The 12,221-nt window shown below is 59.0% G+C and carries 11 protein-coding genes and 2 pseudogenes; 9 read left to right on the top strand and 4 right to left on the bottom strand.

What is annotated here, in order from left to right; genetic code table 11:
• Positions 1 to 211 precede the first annotated feature (211 nt).
• Positions 212 to 1,231 carry a Gfo/Idh/MocA family protein gene (locus ACZ9BX_RS00375; RefSeq protein WP_476214911.1) on the top strand — a complete coding sequence of 340 codons (1,020 nt, stop codon included), beginning with the start codon at positions 212 to 214 and terminating at the stop codon, positions 1,229 to 1,231.
• Between the two features lie 114 nt (positions 1,232 to 1,345).
• Positions 1,346 to 1,537 carry a DUF3008 family protein gene (locus ACZ9BX_RS00380; protein ID WP_476214913.1) on the top strand — a complete coding sequence of 64 codons (192 nt, stop codon included), beginning with the start codon at positions 1,346 to 1,348 and terminating at the stop codon, positions 1,535 to 1,537.
• A gap of 94 nt (positions 1,538 to 1,631) precedes the next feature.
• Here ACZ9BX_RS00380 and ACZ9BX_RS00385 read toward each other — a convergent pair whose 3' ends face one another.
• Positions 1,632 to 1,991 carry a hypothetical protein gene (locus ACZ9BX_RS00385; RefSeq protein WP_476214915.1) on the bottom strand — a complete coding sequence of 120 codons (360 nt, stop codon included), beginning with the start codon at positions 1,989 to 1,991 and terminating at the stop codon, positions 1,632 to 1,634.
• Between the two features lie 381 nt (positions 1,992 to 2,372).
• Here ACZ9BX_RS00385 and ACZ9BX_RS00390 point away from each other — a divergent pair, with 381 nt between their 5' ends.
• Positions 2,373 to 2,822: a hypothetical protein gene (locus tag ACZ9BX_RS00390; RefSeq protein ID WP_476219851.1), complete on the top strand. Its 450-nt coding sequence runs from the start codon at positions 2,373 to 2,375 to the stop codon at positions 2,820 to 2,822.
• Here ACZ9BX_RS00390 and ACZ9BX_RS00395 read toward each other — a convergent pair.
• Together ACZ9BX_RS00395 and ACZ9BX_RS00400 are read right to left on the bottom strand one after the other, a co-directional pair.
• Entirely contained in the window at positions 2,812 to 3,462 is a 651-nt protein-coding gene (locus tag ACZ9BX_RS00395) for a response regulator (RefSeq protein ID WP_476214917.1), read from the bottom strand. The two genes, ACZ9BX_RS00390 and ACZ9BX_RS00395, sit on opposite strands and share 11 nt — an antisense overlap.
• Complete coding sequence (locus ACZ9BX_RS00400) at positions 3,459 to 4,856, bottom strand: sensor histidine kinase (protein WP_476214919.1); 1,398 nt, start codon at positions 4,854 to 4,856, stop codon at positions 3,459 to 3,461. Before ACZ9BX_RS00400 ends, ACZ9BX_RS00395 begins: the two co-directional genes overlap by 4 nt.
• Positions 4,857 to 5,128: 272 nt before the next feature.
• Here ACZ9BX_RS00400 and ACZ9BX_RS00405 point away from each other — a divergent pair, with 272 nt between their 5' ends.
• The 4 genes and pseudogenes from ACZ9BX_RS00405 (at position 5,129) to ACZ9BX_RS00420 (ending at position 9,030) form a co-directional block, all read left to right on the top strand.
• The gene (locus ACZ9BX_RS00405) at positions 5,129 to 5,887 is read left to right on the top strand and encodes a hypothetical protein (RefSeq protein ID WP_476214921.1); all 759 of its coding nucleotides are present in this window, start codon (positions 5,129 to 5,131) and stop codon (positions 5,885 to 5,887) included.
• 119 nt (positions 5,888 to 6,006) lie between these two features.
• On the top strand, positions 6,007 to 7,335 hold the full coding sequence (locus ACZ9BX_RS00410) for an MFS transporter (RefSeq protein ID WP_476214923.1): 1,329 nt from the start codon (positions 6,007 to 6,009) through the stop codon (positions 7,333 to 7,335).
• A gap of 66 nt (positions 7,336 to 7,401) precedes the next feature.
• A pseudogene (cysC, locus tag ACZ9BX_RS00415) lies at positions 7,402 to 8,091 on the top strand (adenylyl-sulfate kinase); the annotation flags it as partial.
• Between the two features lie 165 nt (positions 8,092 to 8,256).
• Complete coding sequence (locus ACZ9BX_RS00420; RefSeq protein ID WP_476214925.1) at positions 8,257 to 9,030, top strand: DUF1194 domain-containing protein; 774 nt, start codon at positions 8,257 to 8,259, stop codon at positions 9,028 to 9,030.
• A 106-nt stretch (positions 9,031 to 9,136) separates the two neighbouring features.
• On the opposite strand, the gene katG is transcribed toward ACZ9BX_RS00420, so the two are convergent.
• Entirely contained in the window at positions 9,137 to 11,338 is a 2,202-nt protein-coding gene (gene katG / locus ACZ9BX_RS00425; protein WP_476214928.1) for a catalase/peroxidase HPI, read from the bottom strand.
• A gap of 431 nt (positions 11,339 to 11,769) precedes the next feature.
• Here katG and ACZ9BX_RS00430 point away from each other — a divergent pair.
• Positions 11,770 to 11,932, top strand: a pseudogene (locus ACZ9BX_RS00430) (DNA-binding response regulator); the annotation flags it as partial.
• Positions 11,932 to 12,066: a hypothetical protein gene (locus tag ACZ9BX_RS00435; protein WP_476214930.1), complete on the top strand. Its 135-nt coding sequence runs from the start codon at positions 11,932 to 11,934 to the stop codon at positions 12,064 to 12,066. The pseudogene ACZ9BX_RS00430 and the gene ACZ9BX_RS00435, both read left to right, overlap by 1 nt.
• Positions 12,067 to 12,221: the final 155 nt, after the last annotated feature.

Consider the following 12,221-nt stretch of genomic DNA (forward strand, 5'->3'; position numbering starts at 1 on the left):
GCCGCTCCTCCAACCGGCCCTCTATGGCTAGGGCCAGCAAGATGTAATGTCAACATACAAAACCTATGTACTTGTATGATGAATTCTTGCGGCCCGTACGGCAGAAAAACAAGGAGGGAACATGCAGACGAGGCGACAACGCAACATTGACAAGCAGGTGAATGCGGGCATTCCTGCGTTGATCGATTGAAGGGCTGACGGAGGGACTGAGATGGCAAAATTGCGCATCGGGTTGATCGGTCTCGGCATGGCCGCAGCGCCGCATGCCAAAGGGCTGCTCGATCTTAAGGACAGAGTGGAGGTCGCTGCCGCCTTCAGCCCGACGCCTGCGAGGCGGAAAGCATTTTCAGAGACCTACGGTTTTTTGACCTGCGACGACGCCGAAACGATATTCAGCGACCCGTCGATAGTTGCGGTCATGATCCTGACGCCGCCCAATACGCACCTCGAACTGGTACAGCGAGCAGCCGAAGCACACAAGCACGTGCTTCTCGAAAAGCCGCTGGAGATCACGCAGGAGCGGGCGCGGGCGCTGGTCGAGGTGGCGGAGCATGCCGGGATAAAGCTTAGCATCGTACTTCAGCATCGCTTTCGTCCGGTTAGCATGGCATTTGCGGGATTGATCAATGAAGGGCGCCTCGGCGAGATCGCCAGCGCTTCGGCGCGCCTCCACAACTGGCGGCCGCAAAGCTATTATGACCAGCCGGGACGCGGCACTCGGGCTCGTGATGGCGGCGGCGTGCTTCTCACCCAGGCCATCCACACACTTGACCTTCTGGTTTCGCTCGCCGGCCTTCCGGAGGAGGTCAGAGCCTATGCGGCAACCAGCAAGGTGCACCGCATGGAGACGGAAGATCTGGCAATGGCGGCCATCCGCTTCGCAAGCGGAGCAATCGGGACGGTGAGCGCCACCACCTGCGCCTACCCCGGCTATCCGGACGAGATCGACGTCATCGGCACCCGCGGCATGGCCCGCCTCGGCGGGCGAAGTCTTGCCGCTTCCTTCCACGATGGAACCGAAATTTCAATCGAAGACGAAGCAGCCGGCGGTGCCGGCGCCGATCCTATGGCCTTCCCGCACGACCATCACCGCGCCGTGCTTGCCGATTTCCTCGACGCTATCGAGCATGGAGGCGCGCCGCGCGTGACCGGGCGCGAGGCGCTAAAGGTTCACCGCCTCATTGATGCCATTCTCGCCGCCGCCGAAAGCGGCCAGCCGGAACGTCCGTAAAGCGTTTCCGCGAGCAACCAAGCCGGCATGGTCGAGCTCAGTCTGGCGTCTGGTCGACCTGGCTCAGGAACTATCCTTCCCGGCGGGAGTTGAGCGTGGAAGGGAGAAACCGACATGCCAGCAAAATCGAAAGCACAGCAGAAGGCGGCTGGAGCAGCTCTCGCAGCAAAGCGAGGCGAAATACCGAAAAGCGAGCTTAAGGGGGCGTCCAAGCAGATGGTTGACTCCATGAGCGAGAAACAGCTCGAGGAGTTCGCCGCGACCAAGACCAAAGGAAAACCGGAACACGTCTCCCGGAAGCAGTAGGACGCCGTCAAAGGCGACCACTGATCACAATACAATCCATAAAAAGCTCGAACACGGGAGGGCTATATCGTGCCTACCGATCCGTGCGCTCGGCCTATATTTGGCTCAATGAATCGGCAAGTTTCTCTCTCAACGTTCGCCCTACAAGAATGTCATCGGCCCTGCGTTCAGGATCACACGCCCGCATTTCGGCCGTCAGCAATTTTAAAGCCTCAGCCAACTTTCTTTCCGCATTGACGGTAAACGCTGAACCGGCTTCCCGCAACTCGCCGTAGGCTTTTGCGCACTCATAGACCTCATCGATCCTGGCAAGACACTCCGCTGTGGGTTTGATGAGTCTCAGGGCGAGACGGAGGTTGATTGCGATCGCAAGTTCGAACGCAGCAGCCGAGAAACTTGCAACCGCGCCCGGGGGACGGACTCGGTTCAGAAACACCTGCCATTGAGGGATCATTGCGGTCTCCGGAACACCGACCTAAATTTCATGAAAAAACGAGAGTACGCGAACACATATCTCTCGTGGGTTGATCATGCCCTCCAAGTCTTCGTCTGTCCTCGGACCTTAGTCTTAACGCTAGCGGACGAAAGTCTGATCCCACCCATGGGAAAGGTCTGATCATCTTCAATCTGGCGCATCGAGGGTTGACGGCCAGCATCCGTCATGAGCAATCTCATGGAGCTTGGGCTGGACTTTTTCGGCTTCGAATCTTGGCTGCATGTAAATTTGCTCAGCAGGTTTTGCCCGCCGTCTCGAGCCGAATGTCCGCCATTGCTCCAAGTGCGCCCTTTAATTATCACAAAGGATGTGGGTGCTGACCCGCGTCAGGTAACAGCGATGACTACGCGTCGGAATTTTCTAGCCATCTTGTGTTGGGCTTCGGTCGGCGCTTCCCTTTCGGTTCTTCCCTACAAGATCGAAATATCCGGATCCGCATTCGACGTGACCGCCCAGTCTGCTCTGGCCAAGGGTGGAAACAACGGGAATGGCGGTGGCAACGGCGGAGGCAATGGCAATGGCGGAGGCAACGGCGGAGGCAACGGCGGAGGGAATGGAAACAGCAGCGGCAACGGGAACAGCGGCAACGGCTCTTCCGGAAAGAACTCTGGTGCATCAGCTACGACAAGCGATGACGACAACTCCTCGCTCGAAGTGCGTCACGTCGATGGAATGAGCGAGGAGATCAAAAGGGGACGCTACGTCATGAAGGACGCGAAAGGACGCACGATCGTCAATCGGCGCGCCACCTTTGATGATGTAAAGCGGCTTCGGTCGTTCAGTCCCTGACCAGCTTTCGATCAACGGCATCGCGAAGGACCATCGCCGCCTCGGTCCTGTTATTGACGTCAAGTTTCGCCATGACCTGTGTCATGTGATGCTTGATCGTTTTCTCGTGCAGGTCGAGCTTTCTGGCCACCTCCTTATTGCTAAGTCCTGTCGCGACGAGGCTCAGAACTTCGTGCTCGCGTGCGGTAAGCGCCGCAATTGCGTCAGCATCAGAAGACGGGGGTGGATTGTGAAGCAACTTGGCGGACAGCGTCGGCGCGACATATCCTTCCCCCGCAGCCACCGTACGGATGATGTCGGCAAGCGCCCTGGAGCCGACGCCCTTGAGAACATAACCTTTCGCCCCCGCTTTCAAGGCGCCGGTAACGTCGTCGTTGGCTTCAGAGACCGTCAACATAATGATCTTCTGCGACGGTGATACTTCAAGGATCGGATCAATCGCATTCAGTCCCCCGCCGGGCATGGAAATGTCGATGAGTATGACGTCAGGCTGCAGGTTCTCTGCAATTCGCAACGCGTCATCCCTCGATCCGCCTTCGGCAACCACCTCGAAGCCGTCGATCTCCGACAAGCTCCTCGTTACGCCCTCTCTAAACAGCGGATGATCGTCGATAACCGCGACCCGTATCTTTTCGCTCATACTTGCTCGGTCTCCTCAGTATTCAGTGTCATTCTGACGATCGTGCCTGGCGCCGCGGATATGATCTCGAACGTACCGCCAAGACTTTCAACGCGTTCCCTGAGGCCCGCAAGCCCAAGGCTGGTAGGCCCGACGTCGTCAGGATTGAAACCCGGCCCATCGTCTGCAACCTCCACAGTGACGCACTTTCCCTCCAGGCGTTGAATAACGTGCTGACCACCGCCGCCGTGACGATGAGCGTTATTCAGCGCCTCCTGGACGAAACGGTAGACGCATATCTTCGCAGACGGCGACAGACAAACAGATGTGCTGGATGTGACCAAGTCGACCACCGTTCCGGTTCTCTGCCGATGCGCGTGAACACTCCGCTCCAATATTTCCGAAAGACTCGCAGCCTCGATCTGCGGCAAGACCAGACCGCTGCAAATCGTGCGGATTTCGTGCATGGCCTCGTCGAGGCTTGCCTTGATGGACGCGATCTCCTGCTCGCGCCTGGCCGGAGAGGTCGGTGAGCCGACGACCGTGCGACTATCCAGCCGAAGCGACGCATAGGCTATAAGCTGGGCCGGGCCATCGTGAAGATCAGCGCCGATGCGCCGCAGATGGCTCTCGTTCAACGCCGTGACACGCTCGGACGCGCGCTGGACACGCTCCCGGAGAGCCTCGTTCTGGGCGAGCAGGGCGGACAGATCGTCAATCCGCTGTCTTAACGCGTGACGCTGATTTTCGATCGTCCGGCTGCCCCTTAGAACAATCGCAGATAGCGTGGCAAAGAACACGAGCGTAAAGCCTGCCACGGCGAGCCACGTGTGAAGCCGGGCCCGGTTCAGGCTGTGCTGGAAGTCGTTGGCAATCTCGTAAAACTCGGAGACGGCGACCACCTGTCCCGACCAGGGCTGAAGGACAGGGTTATAGATCTCCAAAAGCGGTTTTCCGGCCAGGCGTTCTGTCTCGTCCTCGACATCATCGAGGTCGTTGAATTGCGCCGCCATCTTGCCGGCAAAGGCCGTCTTGAGTTCATCGCTAAGCGGGAACCTTTTCCCGACCATGGCCTTGTCGTTCGAATAGAGAACGGTTCCGTCCGAGCGCCACAAACGGAATGACAAAAGCCGGTCTCCGAGCGCACCTTGCCCGAGCGTCTCGTCCAGAGCTCTCGCGACCGTGTCGTCAAGCGCCTCGCTCGTCTGCATGTCAGGCAGCAGCGGAGCAACGACGCTGTCCACGTAAAGGGCGGTCGTTGCGGCAGAATTGCGTGTAACGGCGTCTTCGATCATACGTGTCACGAACGCCCCGACCAGGAGCATCGCCACGATCGAGACGACGCCGCCAATGACCAGGAACTGCTTGGCCAGCGACTGCGAATTCCACTTTGAAATCAGGTTGGGCCGACGCACGAGTATTCTCGGGGATTGGTCGCATAATATGGGCGACCCGTTTCGATCTGGCAGACAGCCTACCGTCTCCGCTGCGGCGGTCAATGGCGAGCTCTTCCTGCCCCGACTATCAGACGTTTGGAATCCCTCCATCGGACTTAAGTCCTAACCGCCGCGGCATTGGTCTGAGGATCATGGAATCGCGCCGCTGCGCAAGCTATTGTCGCCCCACTGATGCCGCTCATCTGCGGCGACCGCGATTTGCATCGCTGCTTCAACAAGGAGACAATCACATGCCTATCAGGAAACTTGTCGGCCGGAGCATCCTCGCGCTCGCCATGACAGTCGCTCCACTGGCGGGCGCCTCGCTGGGAATATCGGATGTGGCCTTCGCCAAGGGCGGAAATGGCAACGGCAATTCCGGGGGTGGGAATGGCAACGGCAATGGGAATGGCAACGGAGGCAGCCATGGCAGCGCCGGTTCGAACCATGGCAAGTCTGGGAACGCGCATTCGAAGGCGAGTTCCAAGACTGGGACTGCAAGCACGCCGACGCTCGAATCGCTTTTCTTTCATGACAAGAAACCCAGCAAGGCCGTAAAGGCGGGTAAGCCCGTGAAGGCCGGCAATGCTGCAAAGGCAAGTCTGAGGAATGCCAAATCAGATACGGCTGGCCTGAGTTCGTTGAACCGCAATTATCACGCCTACATGAATTCCAACGACCCGCGGCTGGCCCCTGTTGCCGACTATGTGATGGCATATGCGGAATTCGAAAAGGTAAGCGGGCCGGATGTGGTTCCGACGGATCCCGAACTGAGCGATGAGGCGCTGCGCGAGGCTCTTGCCGGCTTCACGAAGGGAGGCGTCGTGAGCGACGATGCCCTTGCAGAAGCCAAGGAAATCCTTGGCGTGGGGCCGGCCGTCGGCAAGATCGATGAGATTCGCGAAACGCTCCCCGAGCCGGAGATCGTGGATACCGTTGAGGAGCCGGCAGCCACGGAAACGACAACTGTGACGATCGTCACCGAGACGCCAGTCGAACCGGCGAACTGACGTTGGTCATTCGCCGGTACCTTGCGGCGGCGACTGAAGAGTAGGTTCGTTCGGTTTTGGGCTATTTTCGTGCTAAAGTACAAAAATTGGGGGGCGATGTTAAATGGGAGGACGAAAACATGCCCACTCAAGTCCCAACGGATTTCCGCCGTGTGATCATTGCCGCGTCGGTAGGAAACATCATCGAATGGTATGACTTCTATATCTTCGGAAGCTTGGCCGCCGTGCTTTCGGTGAAGTTCTTTGAGCAATCCAACCCGGTCGCAGCTCTGCTGAGTACGATTGCGCTGTTCACCGCAGGATTCCTGATCCGCCCCTTGGGGGCGTTCCTCTTCGGCTGGATGGGCGACCGGGTCGGCCGCAAATACACGTTCCTCATCACGCTCACCGGCATGGGGTTGGGCACAGGCGCCATCGGCTTGATACCGAGCTATCAGGCGATCGGGCTGACCGCCGCATTCCTCCTCTTCGGCCTGCGGATGGTCCAGGGCTTGTGCCTGGGCGGCGAGTATGGCGGGGCCATCACCTACGTCGCCGAGCATGTCCCCGACGAACGCCGCGGCTACTACACAGGTTGGCTTCAGACCTCTCCAACTCTCGGGATCGTGGTGTCGCTGGCCGTGATCATCGCGACGCGCACGTATTTCGGCAATGAGGTCTTCGACGAATGGGCGTGGCGCATTCCGTTCCTGGTATCCTTCCTGCTGGTAGCCATTGCAATCTATATCCGGCTTCAGCTCCGGGAGACACCGATCTTCCAGGAGATCAAGGCTAAGGGACAGATGACCCGAAATCCCTGGAAGGAAGCCTTCCTCAGTGCCAACATCCAATATGTCGGGATCGCGACCATCGTGCTGATCGGGCAAGGAGTGGTCTGGTACAGCGGCCAGTTTTGGGCTTTGTACTTCCTGCAGCAGGTTTCCAAGGTGGACTCGCTGACCTCGTCCTACATCGTGGGAGCTGCGCTGCTCATTGCAACGCCGAGTCTGATCTTTTTTGGCTGGCTGTCAGACATTATCGGCCGCAAGCCAGTGATTCTCGGAGGCATGCTGCTCGCCGCGATCACGTACTATCCGCTGTATTTGTGGCTGGGAACAGTCACGCAGCCTGACAACATCAACTTCCCGGTCGCGATCTTCATCATCTTCATCCTCGTTTGCTATGTCGGGATGGTATATGGCCCGGTCGGAGCGTTCCTGGCGGAATACTTCCCCGGCAGGATCCGGTACACGTCGGTATCGGTGCCGTATCACATCGGCAATGGCTGGGGCGGCGGATTGGTGCCGTTCATCACCTCGGCGGCGTTCGCGGCCACCGGCAGCATCGGCTACGCGCTGATCTACCCGATCGCGGTTCCTGCCGTATGCTTCCTGCTCGCCCTCTTCCTGATGCCCGAGACCCGCAGAATAAGCATCTGGGAGCCGATCGAGCCTAGAACCGGATCGTAACAAGGTCGTCCGTGTGCGGGCCGCAAGGCCCGCCTCGCACCCTCGCATAGGAGCGCCCGTGACCCGCCAATCGCCTTCGACAGCCATCGCGGCAATCGCATCACCGGCAATTTCATTCTGATCGACCGGATGACCAATCGGACCATCGATGCCAATATGTGTCGAGCGGAAAATATTCGCTGGCAGGCTCTTGAGATCAATCGCGGGTCGCGTGCCGTCCTGATGAACCAGCGGCCTGCGGTCGTATGGTTCACCGGGCTTTCAGGCTCTGGCAAGTCGACTGTTGCAAATAGCCTCGAGAAGCTGCTCCACGGTAAAGGCCGTTACACCTACGTGCTGGATGGCGACAATATTCGCCATGGCCTCAACCGCGATCTTGGCTTCACCACTGAAGACCGCGTCGAAAACATCCGGCGCGTTGCGGAAGTGGCCAAGCTAATGGCCGATGCCGGATTAATTGTGCTCGTCTCCTTCATCTCGCCTTTTCGCGCCGAGCGCCAGCTCGCACGCGCGATGATGGAAAAAGGCGACTTCTTCGAAGTATTCATCGACACACCGATAGAGGAATGCGCCAGGCGCGATCCGAAGGGGCTCTATAAGCGCGCGATCACCGGCGAGATCAAAAACTTCACTGGAATCAGCTCCCCCTACGAGCCGCCGGAGAATCCTGAGCTCCGTCTTCGCACGGTGGGTTCCGATCCTGATCGGCTCGCCATGCAGGTGGAGGAGTTGCTCGGCGTGCGCCCTGCCGGCTGAGGGTGGGAAATCAGGCTGAGGGCGAACTGACAAGCTATTCTGCCCATCGCGGTGGTTCCCTCTATCACTGAAAGTTGAAAGGATGCGCGCGGCGGAAGGTCACTCCCGGACCAAGCTGTGTTACAGTTTTCTTATGGTTTGAATAACGCAGTGATTGGGTTGCCGATGCTTACGACACTCGCTGTGCTCATGAGCCTCTCTGGCGCCGCCGCGACGATGGCGCAAGCGGCAGGAGGCGAGGTCGATGTTGAGCTCGTCCTCGCCGTCGATACCTCCCGGTCCATGGACTATGAGGAAATTCGCATCCAGCGTGAGGGTTATGTCGAAGCGCTCAAGCACAAGGAATTCATCGACGCGGTAAAGAACGGTCTCACCGGCCGCGTCGCCATAAGCTATTTCGAATGGGCAGGCTATGTGGTGCCTGGTTCCGTGATCGATTGGGAGGTAATCGAGACGCAGCAGGATGCGGTCGAATTCGCCGGCAAGCTCGAAGCACGGCCGATCAACACGCAGCGCCGCACGTCGATCTCCACCGCCATCGCCCAAGGCACGATGATGATCGCCTCAAGCCCCTATAGCGGCGTGCGGGAGGTGATCGATGTTTCCGGGGACGGCCCAAACAATTCCGGCGAACCGGTCACGCCCAGCCGAGACAAGGCGATGAAAGCAGGCGTCGTCATCAACGGCCTCGCGATTATGCTGAGGCCATCTGAGAGCAGGCTCGACGAGTATTATGCAGATTGCGTGATCGGTGGGCCCGGCTCCTTCGTGCTGCCGGTTCACAAGATCGAGGATTTTGCCGTTGCCGTGCGCCGTAAGCTGGTCATGGAGATCAGCGGCCTTACCCCGCCGGCCACGGTACGGAAAATTGCTGGCGTCGAGCCAACCACCGATTGTCTGATCGGCGAGAAGCAGTGGCAAGACCTGTTCGACCGCTGACTTCCACTGTTTCATCCGCTCCAGCTTTGGCTCGGTTCTTGAACGGCTGACAGGAAAGGCGACCGGGCGCAGCTGGATCTCAGCTGCGCCCGTGTGCCTATCCACCTCAGGCGGCGAGATCGAAGCGATCGGCGTTCATCACCTTCGTCCAGGCCGCCACAAAGTCGCGCACGAACTTCTCTTGCGTGTCACTCTGACCGTAGACCTCGGCGAGCGCTCGCAGTTGGGAGTTCGAACCGAAGACGAGATCGACACGGGTGCCGGTCCACTTCATGTCATCCGTATTGCGATCGCGTCCCTCGAATACATACTTCGATTCCGGTGCCGCCTTCCAAACCGTGCCCATGTCGAGCAGGTTGACGAAGAAATCGTTGGTGAGCGTTTCAGGGCGCGTGGTGAAGACACCGTGCTGGGATTGTCCGGCATTGGCGTTCAAAACGCGTAGGCCGCCGACGAGAACTGTCATTTCCGGCGCTGTCAGCGCCAGCAGTTGCGCCTTGTCGATCAGCAACTCCTCGGGCGAAATGGAATATTCGCCCTTCTGATAGTTGCGGAACCCATCGGCGATCGGTTCGAGTACGGCAAAGGAGTCCACATCGGTCTGCTCCTGCGTCGCGTCGGTGCGGCCGGGCGTGAACGGAACTTCGATGTGATGACCGCCGTTCGCCGCCGCCTTCTCGATGGCTGCTGCGCCGCCGAGCACGATGAGATCGGCGAGCGACACTTTCTTTCCGCCGGACTGGGCGTCGTTGAACGCCTTCTGAATCCGTTCAAGCGTATCGAACACGATCGCCAGCTGGTCTGGCTGGTTGACCTCCCAATCCTTCTGAGGTGCGAGGCGGATGCGCGCGCCGTTTGCACCTCCGCGCTTGTCGGAGCTGCGGAAGGTGGATGCCGAGGCCCAGGCGGTCGAGACCAGCTGGGAGATTGACAGTCCCGATGCGAGGATACTGCCCTTGAGATTGGCGACATCCTGTGCGTCGATCAGGACGTGGTCAATCGCGGGGAGGGGATCCTGCCAGATCAGTTCTTCCGCCGGAACTTCCGGGCCGAGATAGCGCGCGCGCGGGCCCATGTCGCGATGGGTCAGCTTGAACCAGGCGCGGGCAAACGCATCTGCGAACTGATCCGGATTTTCGAAGAAGCGCCGGGCAATCTTTTCGTAGGCAGGGTCGAAGCGGAGCGCAAGGTCCGTGGTCAGCATGGACGGCGCGTGACGCCTGGACTTGTCGTGCGCGTCCGGTACTGTACCGGCACCGGCACCATGCTTTGGCGTCCACTGATGCGCACCGGCCGGGCTCTTCGTCAGTTCCCATTCGTAACCGAACAGGTTCCAGAAGAAGTTGTTGCTCCACTTCGTCGGTGTCGTGGTCCAGATGACTTCCAGGCCGCTGCCGATAGTGTCGCCGCCCTTGCCGGTTCCGAAGCTGCTCGTCCAGCCGAGGCCCTGCTCCTCGATGCCGGCCCCCTCGGGTTCAATGCCAACATGCGAGGCATCGCCTGCGCCGTGGGTCTTGCCGAAGGTATGTCCGCCCGCAATAAGGGCGACGGTCTCTTCGTCATTCATGGCCATACGGGAGAAGGTCTCACGAATATCCCTGGCGGCGGCAAGAGGATCGGGGTTGCCGTTCGGCCCTTCCGGATTGACGTAGATCAGACCCATCTGCACGGCGGCGAGGGGAGTTTCGAGATCTCGTTCGCCGGAGTAACGCTTGTCTGCAAGCCAGGTAGCCTCGGCGCCCCAATAAACGTCTTCTTCGGGCTCCCAGACATCCGGGCGGCCGCCGGCGAAGCCGAACGTCTTGAAGCCCATCGACTCCAGGGCAACATTGCCGGTGAGGATCATCAGGTCGGCCCAAGAGATCTTGTTGCCGTATTTCTGCTTGATCGGCCAGAGCAGTCGGCGTGCCTTGTCAAGATTGACGTTATCCGGCCAGCTGTTGAGTGGTGCGAAACGCTGCTGACCGGCTCCCGCACCGCCGCGGCCGTCGCCGGTACGGTAGGTGCCTGCACTGTGCCATGCCATGCGGATGAAAAGTGGGCCGTAGTGACCGAAATCGGCCGGCCACCAGTCCTGCGAATCGGTCATCAGCGCGAGGAGATCCTTCTTCAGCGCCTCCAGGTCGAGCTTCTTGAACTCCTCGGCGTAGTCGAATCCTTTGCCCATGGGATCGGACAGGGAGGAGTTCTGATGGAGGATCCTGAGGTTCAGCTGGTTCGGCCACCAGTCCCGGTTCGACCTACCGCCATGGGCCGTGTGCGTATGCACGACTGGACACTTGCCCGCAGTATCGACTTTTGAATCCATATTTTTCTTCCTTGTGATCACTTGAATTGGGCCATCCAGAGGAAGACCGCCCTGAAGCAAACGAGTTCAGGGCGTCCGGCGCGCCTGGATAGTCTGGACGTCAACAAGCTACGCACCATCAGTGACCATTATATGGGCCGCGTGTGACGGTGGCTGCATCTCATCTCCGCTTCAGGCACTATACCCAAGCAGGTTCATTAATTTAAGTTGGATTTTCCGATCATTGCGATAAGGTTTAGTTATGAAAAGACACTTAAGCAGCTTCGCTGTTTTTCGAGGCGTTGGCGTGTGCCATCGTCGACGACGAAATCCGGATCTTGTTTTCTAGGCATCACAATCGCAGCAACATTGCCTGAACATCCTTCCGTCCCCGTAATGCTGTTGCAACCTTCGCGGCAGACAAGGGAGGGACGCGAGGGCGAGGCGACGTATTGAGGCTTCTGTTAATCGAGGACGAGAGGGAACTGGTCAATGCGCTGTCGGTGGCGCTGAGCAAACACGGCATCGTCACAGACACATACAATGCATCTCGCTGACGCAATCGAATTAACGCGCCAAAATGTTTACGATGCGATCCTTCTGGACCGGCGTCTATGATCGACTCGCTGATCAAGGTCGTCGAGGCGTTCGACCGGGCCGGTGTCGAGCTGATTAACGAGAACGCTGTCAGTAGCGGCGGCGGACGGGGCGTGCGCCTAAGGCACACGCAATCTTCAAGCGCGGCATGATCTGAGAGCTGGCATTGGAGTGGCGCCGCCGCCAGATCCGGCCGGGGCTTCCACTAGAATTGGGGCAAGGGAAAGGACAGACATGCGAGCCCGGGTCGAACCGACTTTCATCGAACTTTTTCTGATGAGCTCATCGTGCTGACATCGACAGATAC

The sequence above is a fragment of the Rhizobium sp. USDA 3886 genome (genome assembly GCF_056279785.1).